Below are 20,399 nucleotides of genomic sequence, written 5' to 3' on the forward strand. Positions count from 1 at the left end.
AATGTCATAGTTGCTCAACACTCCCGTTGGACTTAAAACAGCGCTGATTGAATATGTTCCAAGAACAGTTTCACCCGAAGTTCTGCTGTAAGAAGCTGTAACTGCGTCTGCTTCCAAGAAGCCTACTAAAGTTCCCGTCAATATCGGTTCCGGTGAACCGTAGACTTTCGTGTTGGCTATCGGAGAAACCGAAGCAGCTTTTGTTGTAATGGTAAATGCAGCTGTGTTGTATGTAATGTCATAGTTGCTCAAAACTGATGCTGGACTTAAAACAGCGCTGATTGAATATGTTCCAAGAACAGTTTCACCCGAAGTTCTGCTGTAAGAAGCTGTAACTACGTCTGCTTCCAAAAATCCAGCTAAAGTTCCCGTCAATACCGGTTCCGGTGAACCGTAGACTTTCGTGTTGGCTATCGGAGAAACCGAAGCAGCTTTTGTTGTAATGGTAAATGAAGCCGTGTTGTATGTAATGTCATAGTTGCTCAACACTCCCGTTGGACTTAAAACAGCGCTGATTGAATATGTTCCAAGAACAGTTTCACCCGAAGTTCTGCTGTAAGAAGCTGTAACTGCGTCTGCTTCCAAGAAGCCTACTAAAGTTCCCGTCAATATAGGTTCCGGTGAACCGTAGACTTTCGTATTGGCTATCGGAGAAACCGAAGCGGCTTTTGTTTTAATGGTAAATGAAGCTGTGTTGTAGGTAATGTCATAGTTGCTCAAAACTGATACTGGACTTAAAACAGCGCTGATTGAATATGTTCCAAGAACAGTTTCACCCGAAGTTCTGCTGTAAGAAGCTGTAACTGCGTCTGCTTCCAAAAATCCAGCTAAAGTTCCCGTCAATATAGGTTCCGGTGAACCGTAGACTTTCGTGTTGGCTATCGGAGAAACCGAAGCAGCTTTTGTTGTAATGGTAAATGCAGCCGTGTTATACGTGATGTTATAATTGCTCAAAACTGATATTGGACTTAAAACAGCACTGATTGAATATGTTCCAAGAACAGTTTCACCCGAAGTTCTGCTGTAAGAAGCTGTAACTGCGTCTGCTTCCAAAAATCCAGCTAAAGTTCCCGTCAATACCGGTTCAGGTGAACCGTAGACTTTCGTATTGGCTATCGGAGAAACTGAGGCGGCTTTTTTAGTTATTGTCACTGAGACTAATGTTCTAGTTGCACTTACACAACCAGTAGTTATATTTCTAGCTTCTGCATAAGCCGAATATACACCAACATTTGTCCCCGATGGAGCACTTGTTGGATTCCCTCCTGATAAAGTAGTGTACCAGTCAATAGTTTCACCAGCACCTGCAACAGCTGAACCAACATGTGGTAAACCATCATACGCTCCACTATAATTTCCAGCATTTGGTGCTACAGGTAATGCATTTACCGTAACATCAATTTTTGCTCTAGGACTTTCACAACCTATTGTTTGGCTTACGTAATAACTTGTAGTACCTGATAAATTAGTAGATGGTGTAGGTGCAATAGAACTTCCTATCCCTCCGGTTGCTCCTGAATACCATAATAAATTATTCCCTGTTGCTGTTAAAGCATTTGCTGTCGCTCCCTGACAATAAATTACAGGACTTGATATTGTTGGAGCAGAAGGTAAGGTACAACTAGCGTAATTCCCTTTTATTGCATTATTCCCCGTTAAATTTCCATTTACCGTAATAGGTGAAGTTATTGAATTCAATCCACTGGTACTTCCTGAACTAATGTAGGTGTTATTTCCTATCGTTACATTATTAAAAGTCCAACTTAGTTGAGTATTTGGTTGTGCAGGTACGCTTACAGTAGCTGCATTACCGTTAGCAGCTACGGAAATAGTTTCTGTTGTGGTAGTTTGTACCGATTGTGCCTGACCATTAGCTACTGTCCAATAAACAATTGTGACAGTAGATGAAGAGCTATTTGGTAGTCCTGTTAATGTAAATTGAATATTTGCATCCGTAAAATTCCTTGTTGCAACTAATCCTGAGGTTTGCCCTGTTGCTGTTAGCAAAAACGCAACTCCAATATGGTTGATTTTTATTAAAAATTGATTATTATAAATATTACCGCTGGCGTCGGCAACAGCAGTCATGTCATGCGGAAGAAGACATGTTGCCGGCTTAGGCGTTTCATCAAAATGCAATGTTACGGTTTCCCCCGGTGTCCATCCAGTTCCGGTAATAATCACATACTCACCAGGAGCATAATCATCTTTATCGGTAGTAACCGTAGCTTGCCCAAAAGCAACACTCGCAAAAAATAAATTTGCAGCAAGAAAAACAATCGTTAAAAAATGTGATTTGAGTAGAAATGTTTTCATATTTATTTAATTTAAGTAATAAAATAACGGATATTATACGCCTAACTATAAAATGCAGAACCAATAGAATATGTCCCTAATAGCCAAAGTTTTTCAATAAAAAGCATTACTACAATTGTCTAATTTTCAAAAACTTAAATACTAAATTATATAATTAAGAATACATTAATCTTATTTTTAATACATTTTCGATTAAAGGAATAAAAAAAACTACCAACTACATCTTTTATATTTTTTTAGAAGAAATAAAAAAAATAATTAAAAAAACAGTGCCCTTTTATGACTGCTTTCTGTTTCAATTATTAAAATTCCATGAAACAAATTACAGCAAATCACTTAAGAATTATAAATAAAAAAAGGCTGCCTTTACAGACAGCCTCATTTGAATTTTGATATTTATTTTACTTTTAGTCTTTATTTTAAAACCGTAAACTCAATTTTTGAATCATTATAAATTCTATGCGTTTGTTTCTGAAAATCCTCTGGTTTAGCATAAAATATATTGTCTACAAACGTTTGCGGATTCAAATCAATTAACGGAAACCAAGTACTTTGAACTTGAATCTGGATTTTGTGTCCTTTTTTGAACGTATGAAAAACATCTTGTAACTTGATATTTACCGCGGTTTTCTCATTGGCAACAAAAGGCTCTGGTTTTGAAAAACTATTTCTAAAACGTCCTCTCATTACTTCACTGCGCACCATCATATGGTAATTACTCATCTTTAAATAAGGAGCAACTTCTTTTGTTTCCGGTTCATCACTAGGGAAAACATCAATCACTTTAACAATCCAATCTGCATCAGTTCCTGTAGTGGAAACTTGCAATTTAGCCAAGATTTCTCCTGCCAATGTAGTGTCATCAGCCAAAACCTCAGTTTCAAAAACTAACACATCAGGACGTCTCGCCGCAAAACGCTGATCATCCGTCATGTACTTTCTTGGCGTAAGCCCTTGCTGTTTAATATCCTCAGAATAAGGAACCGGTTTTTTAGGATCACTTATAAATTCTTCAAATGCAAAATTCTTTTTTGCCATTTTTGACAATCGATTATCTTGCAAAAAGAAATCTTGCTTTGCCGTATTCTGTGGAGGCCATGCATCAAACGTTTTCCACTCTTTAGCACCCGAATCAAAAACATAGGCTTCTGGTAATTTATTTTCACCTTTTCCATTATTTTTCAAGAAATGACGGAAGAAATTAGCTTCTATATTTTTTTGATAAAAGCCAGAAATACTGTCCCCAAAATTAATATTACCAATCACTTGTTTTGCCGAATTTCTAGCCCAATCACCATGACTCCAAGGTCCCATAACAATTGTATTGTAGTTTTTACTACTCTTTTCAATGGTACTATAGGTATTTAAAGGACCATATAAATCTTCGGCATCAAACCAACCTCCTACTGTCATTACTGCTGGTTTTATATTTTTTAAATGTTGTAAAATACCACGTTTTTGCCAAAAATCATCATAACTAGAATGGTCTTTCAGCTGCTGCCAAAATTCATCTTCCTTACCGTAATACTTGTCTAAATTAGACAAAGGTCCCGCATCCAAGAAAAATTGGTAGTCATCATTAGTACCTGTATTCGTGAATTTATACCAAGGTTCCGTAGTACGTTTTGGTTTTTGAGGACCAAATAATGGCGTTACTTTCCAATAGCTCAACAAATATGCTCCATTATGATGAAAATCATCAAAAAAGAAATCAGCGATACAAGCTTGAGGTGAAACGGCTTTCAATGCAGGATGATTACTCAATAAAGAATATGTCGCATAAAATCCCGGATAGGAAATCCCCCAAGTCCCAACATTCCCATTATTATTAGCCACATTTTTCACCAACCAGTCAATCGTATCATACGTATCCGAAGCTTCATCAGTATCTTTTTTTCCTTTTTTATTTGGAATAAAACCACGCATATTATCGTATAAACCATCACTCATGAACCTGCCACGAACATCTTGATAGACAACAATATATCCTTCTTTCATCATGGTTTCACTTGGAGAAATACTTTTTTTGAACTGATTATCTCCATAAGGACCTGAATTATAAGGCGTTCTTTGCATTATAATTGGATATTTTTTAGAAACGTCTTTGGGGGTGTAAATAGAAGTAAATAATTCTGCACCATCGCGCATCTTTATATGCACTTCCTTTTTGGTATAATTATCAGATACATAATTTGTTTTATTGTCTTGGGCAAACAGAATTGCACCAATAAAAAAAAGAGAAATACTTAATAGTTTTTTCATAAAATTTATTGAATTTAAATAGTCTTTAAAGGTAAAAAATCTTAACAAATATAGTGTTCTTAATTTTTTTATTTTTTTTACAAAGCATGAACTTTGATTTGTAAAAAAAATAAAAAAGTCTTTAAACAATCAAATAATATTTTATGATTATTGTGCTTCTAAAAAATGAATTTAACGATACAATATTTAATGTTAATTTTTGTCTCAAAGACTTAAAATGTTACCTTTTAAAATTTAAATGCCATTTTTTTGACAAAAAAATTATTTTAACTTTTCGCTACAAAAACAAAAATAATATTTATTTTACAACAACATGATTTTCAGGTTATTGAATCTAATATTTATTTTTATTTTACTACTAAAATGCTTAAAAAAAGCCCTTTATTTCTTTATAAGAAAAACGATATCTACACTTTCAGCTGCCTTTTTGGATAAATTTACCATATATTTGTAAAATACCAAATTATTTTTTGCGATTAATAAAGTCTCTTTTTGTGAACTTTTAATCCAAAATAAAGATTCCTTGATTTCAGAAATCATTCTGAAAAAATCATCTTTTTGCAGTTTACTGCATCTTTTGCCTTTTGGAAAAATTCCATTTACAGGCTAATAAATAATCGAAAATTAAAAATATGCACATAATAGATTATGCAATCTTTGTTGTTTATATGCTGGCTATGTTAGGCGTTGGCGTATATTTTTTTAACAAAAACAAAACGGCTGAAGATTTTTACGTAAGTGGCCGAAATATGAGCAGCTGGCACATCGGTTTATCCGTTGTGGCCACAGATGTTGGCGGTGGATTCTCAATAGGATTAGGCGGACTTGGTTTTACGATGGGGATATCAGGCTCTTGGATGCTATTTACCGGACTGCTTGGCGCTTGGCTCAGTGCCGTTTTTCTTATTCCAAAAGTAAGTGCGTTAGGACATAAATACAAGTTTTTCACTTTTCCGCAAATATTTGATCATTTTTATAACGCTAAAGTCGCGCTACTGGCTGGAATTATTTCAGCTATTGGATATATCGGATTTACAAGTTCTCAGGTTTTGGCTGGAGCCAAATTAGCTTCGGCAACCATAGAAGGACTTAATTTACAAACAGCACTAATTGTCATGGGACTTATAGCGGTAATCTACACCGCTATTGGAGGATTAAAAGCCGTTATATATACCGATACAATCCAATGGTTAGTCCTGATTGGCGGATTGGTTTTCATAGGAATTCCAGTTGCCTACAATGCCGTTGGAGGTTATGACGCGATCAAAGCTACATTATCACCTGAATATTTGTCGCTGACCAATGTGAAATGGTATCAGATTTTAAATTGGTCCATAACCATTATACCCATTTGGTTTGTAGGAATGACTTTATACCAGCGAATTTATGCGAGCAAAGGGGAGAAAGAAGCTAAAAAAGCATGGTTGATTGCAGGTGTTTTTGAATGGCCAATAATGGCATTTATGGGAGTGATTCTGGGAATGCTTGCTAAAGTGGCGGCAACCAAAGGAATGTTTGACGGCATTACTGATGCAGCTACTATGGACAGCGAAATGGGATTGCCTATTTTACTGGCAACCATACTTCCTGTAGGATTAATGGGACTGATGCTTTCTTCCTATTTTTCGGCCATACTTTCTACTGCGGACAGTTGCTTAATGGCGGCTTCGGGAAATATTGTTACCGATATTATTGCTAAATTTTCTAAAAAAGAATTAAGTCATAAAAAAGAACTCCGACTTTCACAAATGGTCACCTTGATCGTTGGTTTTCTTGCTATTTTAATAGCTTCTCAAATGCAAAATGTATTAGAACTGATGCTTTACTCCTATGCCTTTATGGTTTCAGGGTTGTTTGTTCCGGTAATAGGCGCTTTGTTTTGGAAAAAAAGCCATCCAATAGCTGCTTTTTGGAGCATGCTTTATGGGGGTGCAACCACAATCCTACTAATTGTTACGGAGAACAAACTCCCTTTGGGATTAAAACTGCCGGAACACTTAGACGCTAACCTTTACGGAATAAGTGTTTCACTTATTTTATTCATCACAATATCACTTTATCATAATAACAAAAAAGACAGACAAAATGGAATTCAAACAAATTAATGACACTACCGGAGAAGATACAATATACACCAATCAAATTATAGCACTGTTCCTTTATACTCATTTAGAACAATATGGCGACACTATTGAAGACATTCAAAAATGTATTGATTATGTCATGAATCCTGCCAAAGGAGGAAACATTGTAGTGGGAATCGAGGAACAAAAAATTGTAGGGGTTGTGATCTTGAATAATACGGGAATGAAAGATTTTATTCCTGAAAATATTTTGGTATACATTGCCGTGGACAACAGCCAACGCGGAAAAGGATTTGGAAAACAATTGATGCAAAAAGCCATATCGATTGCCGAAGGAAATATAGCATTGCATGTTGAACCGGATAATCCTGCCAAAAAACTATATGAAAGCTTAGGTTTTACAAATAAATATTTGGAAATGCGCCTCATCAAATAGCCCAAAATGGAAAAATCAAACCAGTATATCGATTCACTTGTGCGGTTACGGAAGGAATTACACAAACACCCTGAGGTTTCAGGCAAAGAAATTGAAACGGCCAAACGCGTTATTTCATTTCTCGAAAATTACCCTCCTGATGAATTGATTACCGGAGTAGGAACAACTGGCGTAGTCGCAATTTACAAAGGTAAAAAAGCTGGAAAAATAGTATTATTCCGATGCGAATTAGATGCTTTACCCATTGAAGAGACGAATGATTTTGAACATCATTCCCTAAATAATGGCGTTTCACACAAATGCGGACACGATGGTCATATGGCAGTTCTCTGTGGTTTGGCTGCTGAATTGCATCAGAACAAACCGGAATCAGGAGCTGTTATTTTATTATTTCAACCCGCTGAAGAAGACGGCAGTGGTGCTCAAAAAGTATTATCGGATCCAAAATTTGCTTCTTTGCACCCCGATTATGTATTTGCTTTACATAATTTACCGGGGTTTCCACTCAATCAGATTGTCGTAAAAAACAATATTTTTACTTGTGCAGTTCATAGCATGATTATTAAGCTGAAAGGAAAGACAGCCCATGCCGGGGAACCTGAAAGAGGAATTAATCCTAGCTTAGCAATAGCCGCTATTATCAATCAATTTAATGCCAATATTCAGGCAGATAGCACCAAAGAAAACTACTGCCTAATCACCCCCATTTATACTAAAATAGGCAAAAAAGCCTATGGTGTAGCAGCTGGTGCAGGAGAAATTCATTTTACTGTACGCAGTGACAGTAATTTGCAAATGAGAAAAATTGAACTGGTTTTAGAAAATTTAGCAAAATCAATCGCAAAAGAATATCAGCTGAAGTGTAAAACCCGATGGACGCAAAGTTTCCAAGCCAATGAGAATGATAAAACTGCTGTAGCATTCATAAAAAAGGCAGCAAAAATTAATGGTTTTGAACTATTCGAAAAAGAGGAACCTTTTAGTTGGGGCGAAGATTTTGGTCTGTTTACACAACACTATCCTGGCGCCATGTTTGGGCTTGGATCTGGGGTAAACACTCCTGCATTACACAATCCTGATTATGATTTTCCAGATGAAATTATAGCAACTGGAGTAGCTATTTTTTATCAAATCAGTAAACAAATTACAAATGCACACTAATTCACTTATAGAGCTTGATCGCTCCGCATATCAAAAAAACATCGATTTTCTAGAAAAGACCTTTGGAAAAAAAGTACTTATTTCCTCTGTTGTAAAAGGAAATGCTTATGGTCATGGCGTACAGCCGTTTGTGGCTATGGCTTTTCAATGTGGCGTAACTCATTTTTCTGTTTTTGATGTTCAGGAAGCTAAAGTCGTAAAAGCAACACTAGAGGACAAAGCAACTATTATGATTATGGGACTCGTTCAGGATGAAGATATGGAATGGGTAATCAAAAATGATGTCGAATTTTTTGTTTTTGATAAAAGTCGTCTTACAAAAGCTATGAAAACGGCTAAAATACTCAATAAAAAAGCAATACTGCACATTGAAGTAGAAACCGGCATGAACCGAACCGGTTTTGACAAAAATGAACTGAATACTGTGATTGCTTTTTTAAAGAAAGAAGAACAATATCTTACTTTCAAAGGACTTTGTACTCATTATGCCGGTGCCGAAAGTATCGCTAACTATTACAGAGTGGACCAGCAAATCAAGAAGTTTGAAGAAATATATGCCTTTTTTTGTAAAAATGACCTAAAGCCTGAAATTAGACATTCCGCTTGTTCTGCAGCATCAATAATGTTTCCTCAAACCAGAATGGATATGGTGCGTATCGGAATAATGCAATACGGATTGTGGTCCAGTCCAGAAGTATTTGTTACCTATCTCAATTCTAAAAGGAATAAAACAGATCCGCTGCAACGCGTTATCACTTGGAAAAGTGCTATAATGAGTGTGAAAAAAGTAAATATTGGCGATTTCATTGGTTATGGAACCTGTTTTATGGCTAAAAGGAAAATGAAAATTGCTGTTATCCCCATTGGCTACTGCCACGGATACAGTCGCTCATTGAGTAATCAAGGCCGTGTACTTATTCATGGACAACGCTGTATTGTAGTGGGTTCCGTAAATATGAACATGATGACCGTCGATGTTACTGATATTGACACTCCAAAAAAAGACGATGAAGTTGTACTAATTGGCACTCAAAAAGAACTCTCTGTTTCTGTAGCTTCTTTTAGTGATTTCAGTAATCAACTCAATTATGAATTATTAACTCGGATTTCTAAAGCAATTCCACGTAAAATTATAGAATAATGGCCTTCATAAAATTATATCGAAAAAAATTACAAGAAAATTATGCCTTTCTGGATACTATATTTAAATCCAGAAACATCCAATGGGGCGTAGTTTCAAAACTATTGTGTGGAAATAAAATTTATCTCAAAGAAATCATCGCTTTAGGAGTGCGGGAAATTCATGATTCAAGAGTGAGTAATTTGAAAAAAATTAAAGGACTGGATCCCGAAATTCAAACCGTTTATATTAAACCTCCTGCAAAACGAAGTATTGAAAGTATTGTGCAGTATGCCGACATCAGTTTTAACACTGAAGTTTATACCATCCAATTACTTTCGGATGAAGCAGTGAAGCAAAATAAGACTCATAAAATCATTATCATGATTGAAATGGGAGATCTTCGTGAAGGCGTTATGGGGGAAGAATTAATAGAATTTTATGGTACCATTTTAAAAATGCCTAATATAGAAGTATCAGGAATTGGCACCAATCTTAATTGTCTTAGCGGTGTGATGCCAACGCAGGATAAACTAATTCAATTGAGTTTATACAAGCAATTAATTGAAGCTAAATTTAACATCAGTATCCCATTAGTTTCTGGAGGAACTTCCGTTGCGATTCCTTTGATACTAAAAAATGCCCGACCAATGGCAGTGAATCATTTCCGAATAGGAGAAGCGCTCTTCTTCGGGAAAGATTTGTTTACCGGAAATACCATTGAAGGAATGCACCATGATGTTTTCAAATTATACGCTGAAATCATCGAAATCACCGAAAAACCAAATACGCCAACGGGTGAATTAGGTGAGAATGTAGCCGGAAATTCTTTTTCAATGAATGATGTCACTGATTTAGGAATTACTTCGCTCAGAGCCATTTTAGACATTGGTTTATTGGACATGCAACCACAATACATTGAATCTGATGATACGGATATTAGCATTGTAGATGCCAGTTCTGACATGTTGGTTATTGATATTTCAAATTCTAAAAAGACTTATAAAATTGGGGATTTAGTCGCTTTCAAAATAAGATATATGGGCGCATTGTATCTTTTAAATTCTGCTTATATCGAAAAAATAATCGAATAAAAGTCATTAGTGTTTATTTCCATTAGTGAAATATTTTAACTTACTTAACAATGATTTTATATACCAATATGTGCCAAATTTAAACACAAATTGCACTAATTTCCACAGATTAATTCTTGGAAATTAGTGCAATTTGTGTTTAGTATTTTGTACAGATGCTAAGTGCTATTTCACCTTTTTAAAGCGATCAATTCCTTCTCTCAACCAGCCTTTGTAAGCATTGATGTCTGAGTTGTAACTCTCTGGTTTGTCAGATAACATATTTCCTTCCTTGTCTAATATGATGTAATATGGTTGCGCATTGGCTTTGTATCTTGTGATTTGGAAATCACTCCATTTGTTTCCGACACTTACAATTTCTTTACCCGTTTCTTTGGATACATATTGCTCGTTTTTTGGTAATTCTCTTTTATCATCTACATACAAAGAAATCAACACTACTTCATCTTGTAATATTTTTAAAATCGCAGGATCAGACCAAACGTAATCTTCCATTTTTCTACAATTCACACAAGCATATCCTGTAAAATCAAGCAAAATAGGTTTGTTTACTGATTTGGCATAAGCCAATCCTTTTTCATAATCTTCAAAAGCAATAAGATCGTGTGGTCCTAAATGTGCGCCTTCCGGCAAAATTTGGGCTGATGCATTCGAACCGCTTTTTGAGTTTCCCACACCGTATGGACTTTCACTATACGTCATTGGTGGTGGGAAACCAGAAATTAATTTTAAAGGTGCTCCCCAAATTCCTGGAATCAAATAGATTGTAAAAGCCAAAACTACTAATCCCAATGACAGTCTTCCTACCGAAATATGATTCATAGGGCTATCATGCGGAAGCGTAATTTTTCCGAATAAATAAAAGGCTAATGTTCCAAAAATAGCAATCCAAATTACTAAGAAAACTTCTCTTTCCAAGAAATGCAATTGCAATACTAAATCTGCATTTGACAAAAACTTGAATGCCAAAGCCAATTCTAAAAATCCTAAAACTACTTTAACAGTATTCAGCCATCCACCTGATTTTGGCAATGAATTCAACCAACCCGGGAACATCGCAAATAACATAAAAGGTAAGGCTAAAGCCAATGAAAATCCGAACATTCCAACAATTGGCGCAATTCCCCCTTTAGAAGCAGCTTCAACCAAAAGTGTTCCTACGATAGGTCCAGTACAAGAAAAAGATACAATCGCTAATGCCAAAGCCATGAATAAAATTCCAATTATTCCGCCTCTGTCTGCTTGATTATCGACTTTATTAGCCCAGGAATTAGGTAACATAATTTCAAAAGCACCCAAAAATGAGGCAGCAAAAACAACTAACAGAATAAAGAAAATAATATTAAACCAAACATTAGTAGACAACGCGTTCAATGCATCAGCACCAAAAATCCACGTCACTAAGAATCCTAAAACTACATAAATAAATATGATGGCAATTCCATAAATAATAGCATTTCTTATTCCTTTCGCTTTTGTTTTACTTTGCTTTGTAAAGAAACTTACCGTCATAGGAATCATCGGGAAGACACATGGCGTAAGCAATGCAGCGAATCCAGATAAAAAAGCAATGAAGAAAATAGACCACAATCCTCTTTGTTTTGAAGGTTTAGAATCTAATACCGGAACTTTTTCAGGAGTACCGGTTTGTTCTTTATTTACAACTGCAGTATCAACTTTGGCAGAATCTATTGCAGTTAAATCAGATGCTACAGAAGCTATTTCTGCTGTTTTGGAAGCTGCGGGAATCGTAAAGGTGAAACTCTTCTCCATATTGATACACGCTTCTTTACAAACCTGATAATTTAAATTGACTTCAATTTTTGTAATCTTTGGGTTCGTTATTGTAATTTCTTGTTGAATTTGAGCTTTTTTCTCAAAGTACGTTTCGTTTACTTCAAAAATATCATTGAAAGCAGTTGTGGTTTTGCTTTCTTTGGCTTTGCCAACTAAATTAAAGTTACCTTTTTGATTTTTGAAAATAATTTCTAAAGGCAAAGATCCGCCATCGGCTGTAAATTGGGAATACAGATGCCAATCTTTTTCTATGATGGCATTAAAAGTAAGTATATAATTATTCTCTGATTTTTTTTCTATTTTGGTGGTCCATTTTGCAGGATCAAGAATTTGGGCATTTCCATTGGCAAAAGCCAAAAAAGCAATAAGTATAAATAGTAGTTTCTTCATTATTCTAATTGTATTTTAAGTATATTCTTTGTTGTATTATCTATTCTAAAGCGTTCATCTTGACGAACATCAATAATCCAAACTATTTTATCATTCGAACATAAAAGCCAGGTGTTTTCCTTTTCCAGTAATGATAATTTTTCATCTTTAAAAAGCTTACTCACTTTCTTCGATTTACCATTCATCCCAAAAGGTTGAAAACTATCTCCATCGCTCCAATGGCGCAAAATCAATGGATATTTTAATTTATCAGCGTCCACAAAGATAGTTTTATTTGAAACGATACTAATGTCAGCTACTTTACAAAATGAAAGATTTAAGGGAATATTAACTTCTTTTTGATTTTCAGCAATAGAATATTCCTCCTTTTCATTTACGGAATTTATCGGGCTTAGGATTAAGGAATCTCTGTCTTTCAATAATCGGAATTCAGAAGAAAAAACGTATTTGCCAGATTGGCTTTCAACCAAATCATAAATATCATCCCAAGCAGAAAATTCAAATTCTTTCAGCCATTGGTACAAATACGATTTATAATTTGGTAATTTTTTTAATTGCTGCAAATCAAAATAAATAGCTTCATTATCTTGCTTTGCCACTTGCTGATAAATCATAATGGAAGCATCTTCAACCATAACTTGTGCTTCTTGCAAATAGGTTTGCGTTTTATGAAAGGAAGAAAGAAAATTAGGATTCAATTCTTTTAATATTGGAACCAAATGATGACGAATCTTATTACGAAGGTATTTATCCGATGCATTACTACTGTCTTCGCGCCATTGAATGTTATTTATTCTGGCATATTCTTCCATTTCCTCTTGGCTAAATGCCAAAAGTGGACGAATTACTTTTTCGTTCTGTTCTGGAATTCCAATCAAACCTTCTAAACCTGTTCCTCGACTGAGGTTGATTAGGAAAGTTTCCAGATTATCATCGGCATGATGCGCGGTAAGAATATAATCGAATTTTTCGGTTTCCAATAATTCATAAAACCAGTTGTAGCGCAACTCCCGAGCAGCAACTTGGGTAGAAATTTTATAATCTTCTGAGAAAGCTTTGGTATCAAATTGTGTTATAAATACTGGAATATTATTTGTAGCTGCATAGTACTGAACAAAATTCTGATCTTCAAAACTTTCCATTCCACGCAATTGAAAATTACAATGTGCGATTCCTATTTTATAATCTAATTGCTGCAACAAATGAACCATAACCATACTATCTTTCCCGCCGCTTGTGGCAAGAAGTATTTTTTTTCCGTTCAAGAACTGAAAATTATGAAGAAGATGGTTTTGGAATTTCTGTAGCATGTTCAAATTTAATTAATTCATTTTGATTTAACTTAAAACTTCTCGCATAGCTTTTGCTTTAAGCAAACATTCTTCATACTCGTTTTCAGGAATTGATTGTGAAGTTATTGCACTCCCAACCGAAAAAGAAACATATTTTTTTTCTTGATTGTATAAAATGCTTCGGATAACCACATTGAAATCGAAATCTCCGTTTGGTGCAAAATACCCTACTGCTCCACTATATAAGCCCCGTTTTGTTTCTTCCTGCTGCTCAATGATTTTCATCACCGAAATCTTTGGAGCTCCAGTCATACTTCCCATCGGGAAAGTAGTTTTTAAGGCATCTACAGCAGAATATTGAGCATCTATTTTTGATGTTACCGTTGATATCATTTGATGGACTTGCAAAAAAGAATAAATTTTGCATAACTCTTGTACTTCAACGGAACCTTTTTGTGCAGTTCGAGACAAATCATTCCGCACTAAATCAGTAATCATAATGTTTTCGGCTCTTTCTTTTGGGTCTAAAGCCAATTGCATTTTTGATTTTTCATCTTCAATTGGGTCTGAAAAACGTTTGGCAGTTCCTTTAATCGGTTGCGAAATAAGCAGCTCTCCTTCTTTTTTTAAATAGCGTTCCGGTGTTGCCGAAAGTAAAAAGTGTTTGTTGTTTTTAAAAAAAACAGCAAATGGAGGCTGAGAAATTTCGTTGAGTTTTATAAATTTTTCAATTGGATCAATGATTGCATTTTCGGCAAAAAACTCCATACAAAAATTAGCTTCATAAATATCACCTTGATGAATGTGTTCTAATATTTTCGAAACCTTTTCAAGATAATGCTCTTTTGATATTCGTTGTTGAATTCTTATTGTCGCTTCGGCTTCGACTTTTGACTTTTGGCTTTCGACAATTTCTTCAAAATCTTCCTCAACTTCATCGTCACACATATTAAGATATCGAATTTCGAGTTGATTTCCTTTCAATAAAAACAGCTTCTTAGGTTGAAAAAAATACAAATCGGGAAAATCTAAGCCATCAAAATTAGTAGATTGTAACTGCTCGATATCATTTTTTAAATCATACGATAAATAGCCAAAAAGCCAGTCTTTGGTAATTTGCTGGTATTGTTTTAAATCCTCAAAAGCATTGTGATAATCCGTTTTTATTGCGGTAAATGCATCAACGGCAAGAACACAATCATAACTAGAATAGTTTTGCGGATAATCATTACTGTCTAAATAAATGATTTCTCGAAACTGTTGAGACCAAAATAAAAGTTGCTGTTTGAACAATTTTGGATCAGAAATAGACTTGTAAATTGAAGTTCTCAAAAAGTATTGGTGTTTAAAATTCAAAATTACAATAAAAAATAAACCTTCAATAACTGATTATACTAAAATTAGTTTATTTTTTTGTAAATTTGATAGTGCATGATAAATTTTGGCTTCTTTTAATCGTCTAATCATTCTCATTATGGCTTCAAAAATTTTCATCAATTTAGCTGTTAAAGACCTAAAAAAATCAATTGATTTTTTTGCTACACTTGGATTTTCTTTCAATCCACAATTTACTGATGAACAGGCTACTTGTATGATTATAGGAGAAAATATTTTTGCGATGCTAGTGACAGAGCAACGATTTAAAGACTTTACCAAAAAAGAAATTTGCAATGCCAATAAAAATACCGAAGTTTTACTTGCAATGGATGCCGAGAGCAAAGAAAAAGTAGATGAAATGGTCAAAAATGCAGTTGATGCAGGTGGTACAATTTATATGGAGCCACAAGATCATGGATGGATGTATGGACATAGTTTTGCCGATTTAGACGGGCATCAATGGGAAATTTTCTATATGGATGAAAGTGCTATTCCCAAATAATAATTCTCAAATGTGTAACCTCTAAAAAACCATATACTATGAAAATTGCAATTATTATTATCCGAACTTTAATTGGACTTTTGCTACTTTATGCGTCTGTAAGCTTCTTTCTAAAACTTGCACCAGAACCAGAAGTTACTGGAAACTTCAAGGCTTTTAATGTGGGCTTAGTTGCGTCTACTTATTTGATCCCTTTGGCAAAATCAATGGAATTCCTTTGTGGATTATCCTTTATTACCGGACGGTATGTCACATTAGCCAATATCTTAATATTACCAATAACCATAAACATTTTATTTATTAACTTTTTCTTATCCCCGGAAGGAATACCAATTGCAGTGTTCTTATTTTTAGGGAATCTGTTTTTAATTTACAGTCATTGGGAAAACTATAAAGGTTTATTTGTAGCTAAAGGCTAAGTAAACTCAACTCATAACAAATAAAGAAACCCGTTCAATTGAACGGGTTTCTTTATTTTTAAACGAGAATTAATCTCTCATTTCAGATTTTCTAATTATACATGCAAAGCTCTATTATCAGTAGCGGCTAATGCAGCTTCTTTTATCGCTTCTGCAAATGTTGGATGTGCATGTGACATTCTTGAAATATCTTCAGCAGATGCTTTAAATTCCATTGCTGTAACTGCCTCAGCAATTAAATCCGCACAACGGGCTCCAATCATGTGAACTCCTAAAACTTCATCCGTTTTAGCATCAGCAAGAATTTTTACAAATCCGTCTAAATCTCCACCTGCACGTGCACGTCCTAAAGCTTTGAAAGGAAAACTTCCTGCTTTGTATTCTACACCAGAAGCTTTCAATTGCTCCTCAGTTTGGCCTACTGCAGCCACTTCTGGCCAAGTATAAACAACACCAGGAATCAAGTTATAGTCAATATGTGGTTTTTGACCCGCTAATATTTCAGCAACCATTGCTCCTTCTTCTTCTGCTTTGTGCGCTAACATAGCTCCACGAACAACATCTCCAATAGCATAGATATTAGGAACATTAGTTTGTAAATGATCATTTACTTCAACCATTCCTCTATCTGAGATTTTCACTCCAGCTTTATCAGCATTCAATCCATCAGTAAACGGACGACGTCCCACAGAAACCAATGAATAATCACCTTCAAGAGTAATTGTTTCTCCTTTTGCATTTTCAGCTTGAACAACTACACCTTCGCCATTTCTTTCTACTGATTTCACTTTATGAGAAACGTAGAATTTCATGCCTTGTTTCTTCAATACTTTAGTCAATTCTTTAGACAATGAGGCGTCCATTCCAGGAATGATTCTGTCTAAATATTCTACTACAGAAACTTGCGCTCCCAATCGTAAATACACTTGACCTAATTCAATCCCAATTACTCCACCACCAATAATCACTAAATGTTTTGGTACTTCTTTAAGTTTTAAAGCCTCTGTAGAAGTGATGATTCTTTCTTTATCGATTTTGATAAAAGGCAAAGAAGAAGGTTTTGAACCTGTAGCGATAATGATGTTTTTAGCTTCGATAGTTTCAGAAGTTCCGTCTGCTTTTACAACAGCAACATGCGTAGCATCAACAAATGAACCCAATCCTTCCAGAACTGTAATTTTATTTTTATCCATTAAAAATTTCACACCACCTGAAGTTTGATCAACAACAGCTTGTTTACGTGCAATCATTTTTTCTAAATTTACTTTTACTTCACCAGAAACTTCAATTCCGTGATCTGCAAAATGAGCAATTTCACTGTAATGATGAGAAGAAGCAAGCAATGCTTTTGAAGGAATACAACCTACATTCAAGCAAGTTCCTCCAAGAGTGGAATATTTTTCAATAATTGCTGTTTTGAAACCCAATTGTGCACAACGAATTGCTGATACATATCCGCCTGGTCCAGAACCTATAATGACTACGTCAAATGAACTCATAGTATATTTTTTTATTGTGTTTTTATAAAATGTTGCACAAAATTAAGGAATTAAGTTTTGTTTAAAGTTTAATTCAGAAGGTTTTTTGTTACGAATTTTTAGTAATTAACATTTACTTATCATTGAATACCGCTTTAAATTCACATTTATTCTAAATATCAACAACCGTCGTGTTTTTTACTTCACTAATCATAAATGTACTGTGTGTACTTCCAATATGTTGCAATGTGGTCAATTTTGTAACCAAAAACTCCCGATAAGCTTCCATATCTTTAACTACTATTTTTAGTATATAATCATAATCACCACTCACATGATGGCATTCAAGGACTTCTTTAAGTTTTACCACTTCACTTTCAAATTTGGTAAGAAACTCTTTGGTGTGTTGTATTAACTTAAGATGACAGAAAACCACAAAACCTTTTTCGACTTTCGAACGATTGATTAACACGACATATTTATCGATAATCCCTTCTCTCTCCAGTTTTTTAATGCGTTCGTAAACGGCAGTAACTGAAAGATTCAGTTTTAAAGACAATTCCTTAGTTGTTTTCTTACTGTCGGATTGCAATAAAAAAAGTAATTTTTTATCGATGGCGTCTAATGTCATTTTTATTGAAATTTGAATTGAACTAAAATCTATATAAATCCTTTTTGAGAAGCTAATTTAGAAAATTAAATCCTATAATTTAAATTTAGTAGTTTTAAAATCTAATATTAAGCAATAGTATTGATTATTAATCTATAACACTGTTATTTTGAATAGATTTTATTCAGACCGAAATCGCATAGCCCTGATAGCAGCGACATCCTTTTATTCGCCACGGCGAATAAAAGACATAGCGAATAGCAGGAATAGCTTCAAATAACAATAAAAAATAATTATGAAAAATTTCAATCCCGCAGACAACATTCAGGATTTACAGTACTTTGGCGAATTTGGTGGCGTAAATCCATCTATTTCAGACTCCTCAACCTATACCTTTTTATCGGCAAAAACAATGTTTGATACTTTTGAAGGCAATATGGAAGGCTGTTACTTGTACTCACGTCATTCCTCCCCGAGTAATTTATACTTAGACAAAGCATTGGCAGCGATGGAAGGAACAGAATCTGCTAATGTTTCAGCATCAGGCATGGGGGCGATTACACCTACACTATTACAATTATGCAGCTCGGGTGATCACATCGTTTCCAGCAGAACTATATATGGCGGAACGTATGCTTTCTTGAAGAATTTTACGCCAAGATTGGGTATCAAAACTACTTTTGTAGACATCACAAAATTAGACGTTGTGGAAGCTGCAATTACTGCTGAAACTAAAGTTTTGTACTGTGAGACGGTGAGTAATCCTTTACTGGAAGTAGCTGATATTGCCGGTTTGGCAAAAATTGCCCTAAGACACAATTTGAAATTGGTTGTCGATAATACTTTTTCACCATTATCAGTTTCTCCTGCAAAGTTAGGTGCTGATATTGTAATTCACAGTTTAACGAAATACATTAACGGAAGCAGTGATACGGTGGGTGGTGTAACGTGTGCTTCGCAAGAGTTTATTGATAGTTTAAAAAATGTAAATAGTGGTGCCAGTATGTTATTGGGTCCAACAATGGACAGTTTGCGATCTGCCAGTGTGATGAAAAACTTACGTACATTACATATTAGAATGAAACAACACAGTCACAACGCAATGTATCTTGCAAAACGTTTCGAAAAAGACGGATTAAAAACGGTTTATCCTGGTTTGAAAAGTCACCCAAGCCATGAATTGTATTCGTCAATTATTAATCACGAATATGGTTTTGGTGGGATGATGACAATAGATGTTGGTACTTTGGAGAAAGCCAATGCACTGATGGAATTGATGCAAGCTAAAAATTTAGGCTATTTAGCAGTGAGTTTAGGATTTTATAAAACCTTATTCAGTGCTCCGGGAACTTCAACTTCTAGCGAGATTCCTATGGATGAACAAATAGAAATGGGATTGACTGATGGCTTAATTCGGTTTTCTATAGGTTTAGATAATGACATTGAAAGAACATATCAAATGATGAAGAAATGCATGATGGAATTAAATGTACTCACATCAGAATCAATTTTGACAGAATAGTTATTTATTATATAATTTGAAAAAGCAGCAAAATATCTTGCTGCTTTTTTGTTGCTTAATTTTTAGTAAAGAAGCAATAGATTAAGAGTAATCAGGTTAAATAAAATCATTGAAAACAATTCTCTTTTTGATCTAATCAACCTCTATGTAAATTATTCTAGAGATTCTTAATTTCACTCAAGCAGTAACTCACTTAAATTCAATGCTATATAAATAAAAACTAATTACAATATGCGACTCATTTGAATTTTCATTCTTATTTGAATAGTTTATAAAAACCCAACCTTATCAAACGTAAAAAACCCTCATCACATACATGATTAGGATTTAAAAGAATCAAAAACAAGTACAGATTAAAGAAAGCTGACGAGTCGAGGCGTTAGCCGAACACGTCTCACCCTGAGCTAAGGTACCAATATACTTTTTTTTATAATGAAGAAGTATGAATAAAAAAGCCCATCTTTTCAGATAGGCTTTTCAAAGAAAGGCGACGACATACTCTCCCACATAACTGCAGTACCATCTGCGCAGGCGGGCTT

At 34.7% G+C, this 20,399-nt stretch carries 15 protein-coding genes; 8 read left to right on the top strand and 7 right to left on the bottom strand.

Features of this window, described 5'->3' with window-relative positions:
• Together QLS65_RS15970 and QLS65_RS15975 are read right to left on the bottom strand one after the other, a co-directional pair.
• A partial coding sequence (locus QLS65_RS15970) for an MBG domain-containing protein (RefSeq protein ID WP_282718665.1) occupies positions 1-2,316 on the bottom strand: 2,316 nt, incomplete at its 3' end.
• Between the two features lie 414 nt (positions 2,317-2,730).
• A complete protein-coding gene (locus tag QLS65_RS15975) occupies positions 2,731-4,578 on the bottom strand; it encodes a CocE/NonD family hydrolase (protein WP_282718666.1) in 1,848 nt (615 codons plus the stop codon).
• Between the two features lie 632 nt (positions 4,579-5,210).
• Here QLS65_RS15975 and QLS65_RS15980 point away from each other — a divergent pair.
• Genes QLS65_RS15980 through QLS65_RS16000 form a run of 5 tightly spaced genes read left to right on the top strand, consistent with a single transcriptional unit; the run spans position 5,211 to position 10,473 of the window.
• Positions 5,211-6,683: a sodium:solute symporter family protein gene (locus QLS65_RS15980; protein WP_282718667.1), complete on the top strand. Its 1,473-nt coding sequence runs from the start codon at positions 5,211-5,213 to the stop codon at positions 6,681-6,683.
• A complete protein-coding gene (locus QLS65_RS15985) occupies positions 6,664-7,098 on the top strand; it encodes a GNAT family N-acetyltransferase (RefSeq protein WP_113665531.1) in 435 nt (144 codons plus the stop codon). Before QLS65_RS15980 ends, QLS65_RS15985 begins: the two co-directional genes overlap by 20 nt.
• A gap of 6 nt (positions 7,099-7,104) precedes the next feature.
• Positions 7,105-8,259: an amidohydrolase gene (locus QLS65_RS15990; protein WP_282718668.1), complete on the top strand. Its 1,155-nt coding sequence runs from the start codon at positions 7,105-7,107 to the stop codon at positions 8,257-8,259.
• Positions 8,249-9,400, top strand: a complete 1,152-nt coding sequence (alr, locus tag QLS65_RS15995) for an alanine racemase (RefSeq protein WP_282718669.1) — start codon at positions 8,249-8,251, stop codon at positions 9,398-9,400. Before QLS65_RS15990 ends, alr begins: the two co-directional genes overlap by 11 nt.
• Entirely contained in the window at positions 9,400-10,473 is a 1,074-nt protein-coding gene (locus QLS65_RS16000) for an alanine/ornithine racemase family PLP-dependent enzyme (RefSeq protein ID WP_282718670.1), read from the top strand. Before alr ends, QLS65_RS16000 begins: the two co-directional genes overlap by 1 nt.
• 165 nt (positions 10,474-10,638) lie before the next feature.
• On the opposite strand, the gene QLS65_RS16005 is transcribed toward QLS65_RS16000, so the two are convergent.
• Genes QLS65_RS16005 through QLS65_RS16015 form a run of 3 tightly spaced genes read right to left on the bottom strand, consistent with a single transcriptional unit; the run spans position 10,639 to position 15,284 of the window.
• Positions 10,639-12,660 carry a protein-disulfide reductase DsbD family protein gene (locus QLS65_RS16005; RefSeq protein WP_282718671.1) on the bottom strand — a complete coding sequence of 674 codons (2,022 nt, stop codon included), beginning with the start codon at positions 12,658-12,660 and terminating at the stop codon, positions 10,639-10,641.
• Positions 12,660-13,970 carry a tRNA lysidine(34) synthetase TilS gene (gene tilS, locus QLS65_RS16010; protein ID WP_282718672.1) on the bottom strand — a complete coding sequence of 437 codons (1,311 nt, stop codon included), beginning with the start codon at positions 13,968-13,970 and terminating at the stop codon, positions 12,660-12,662. The genes QLS65_RS16005 and tilS overlap by 1 nt, the downstream gene beginning before the upstream one ends.
• Before the next feature lie 27 nt (positions 13,971-13,997).
• Positions 13,998-15,284, bottom strand: coding sequence for an anthranilate synthase component I family protein (locus tag QLS65_RS16015; protein ID WP_282718673.1), 1,287 nt, complete (start codon positions 15,282-15,284; stop codon positions 13,998-14,000).
• Between the two features lie 142 nt (positions 15,285-15,426).
• Between QLS65_RS16015 and QLS65_RS16020 the strand changes: the two genes are divergently transcribed.
• Together QLS65_RS16020 and QLS65_RS16025 are read left to right on the top strand one after the other, a co-directional pair.
• Positions 15,427-15,831: a VOC family protein gene (locus tag QLS65_RS16020; RefSeq protein WP_282713620.1), complete on the top strand. Its 405-nt coding sequence runs from the start codon at positions 15,427-15,429 to the stop codon at positions 15,829-15,831.
• 38 nt (positions 15,832-15,869) lie between these two features.
• Positions 15,870-16,250, top strand: a complete 381-nt coding sequence (locus QLS65_RS16025; protein WP_282718675.1) for a DoxX family membrane protein — start codon at positions 15,870-15,872, stop codon at positions 16,248-16,250.
• Between the two features lie 95 nt (positions 16,251-16,345).
• On the opposite strand, the gene lpdA is transcribed toward QLS65_RS16025, so the two are convergent.
• Positions 16,346-17,749 (bottom strand): dihydrolipoyl dehydrogenase, encoded by a 1,404-nt coding sequence (lpdA, locus tag QLS65_RS16030; RefSeq protein WP_282713621.1) that lies wholly within the window; start codon positions 17,747-17,749, stop codon positions 16,346-16,348.
• A gap of 151 nt (positions 17,750-17,900) precedes the next feature.
• Positions 17,901-18,359 carry an Lrp/AsnC family transcriptional regulator gene (locus QLS65_RS16035; protein WP_282713622.1) on the bottom strand — a complete coding sequence of 153 codons (459 nt, stop codon included), beginning with the start codon at positions 18,357-18,359 and terminating at the stop codon, positions 17,901-17,903.
• A 274-nt stretch (positions 18,360-18,633) separates the two neighbouring features.
• Between QLS65_RS16035 and QLS65_RS16040 the strand changes: the two genes are divergently transcribed.
• Positions 18,634-19,860, top strand: coding sequence for an aminotransferase class I/II-fold pyridoxal phosphate-dependent enzyme (locus QLS65_RS16040; RefSeq protein ID WP_282713623.1), 1,227 nt, complete (start codon positions 18,634-18,636; stop codon positions 19,858-19,860).
• Positions 19,861-20,399: the final 539 nt, after the last annotated feature.

This window comes from Flavobacterium algoritolerans (assembly GCF_030010385.1).
Lineage (GTDB): Bacteria > Bacteroidota > Bacteroidia > Flavobacteriales > Flavobacteriaceae > Flavobacterium > Flavobacterium algoritolerans.

Coding starts and splice junctions, on each gene's coding strand:
- QLS65_RS16035 (WP_282713622.1), bottom strand. CDS start 18,359: ATGACATTAGACGCCATCGATAAAAAATTACTTTTTTTATTGCAATCC.
- QLS65_RS16025 (WP_282718675.1), top strand. CDS start 15,870: ATGAAAATTGCAATTATTATTATCCGAACTTTAATTGGACTTTTGCTA.
- QLS65_RS15980 (WP_282718667.1), top strand. CDS start 5,211: ATGCACATAATAGATTATGCAATCTTTGTTGTTTATATGCTGGCTATG.
- QLS65_RS16000 (WP_282718670.1), top strand. CDS start 9,400: ATGGCCTTCATAAAATTATATCGAAAAAAATTACAAGAAAATTATGCC.
- QLS65_RS16005 (WP_282718671.1), bottom strand. CDS start 12,660: ATGAAGAAACTACTATTTATACTTATTGCTTTTTTGGCTTTTGCCAAT.
- lpdA (WP_282713621.1), bottom strand. CDS start 17,749: ATGAGTTCATTTGACGTAGTCATTATAGGTTCTGGACCAGGCGGATAT.
- alr (WP_282718669.1), top strand. CDS start 8,249: ATGCACACTAATTCACTTATAGAGCTTGATCGCTCCGCATATCAAAAA.
- QLS65_RS16020 (WP_282713620.1), top strand. CDS start 15,427: ATGGCTTCAAAAATTTTCATCAATTTAGCTGTTAAAGACCTAAAAAAA.
- QLS65_RS15975 (WP_282718666.1), bottom strand. CDS start 4,578: ATGAAAAAACTATTAAGTATTTCTCTTTTTTTTATTGGTGCAATTCTG.
- QLS65_RS16040 (WP_282713623.1), top strand. CDS start 18,634: ATGAAAAATTTCAATCCCGCAGACAACATTCAGGATTTACAGTACTTT.
- tilS (WP_282718672.1), bottom strand. CDS start 13,970: ATGCTACAGAAATTCCAAAACCATCTTCTTCATAATTTTCAGTTCTTG.
- QLS65_RS15985 (WP_113665531.1), top strand. CDS start 6,664: ATGGAATTCAAACAAATTAATGACACTACCGGAGAAGATACAATATAC.
- QLS65_RS15990 (WP_282718668.1), top strand. CDS start 7,105: ATGGAAAAATCAAACCAGTATATCGATTCACTTGTGCGGTTACGGAAG.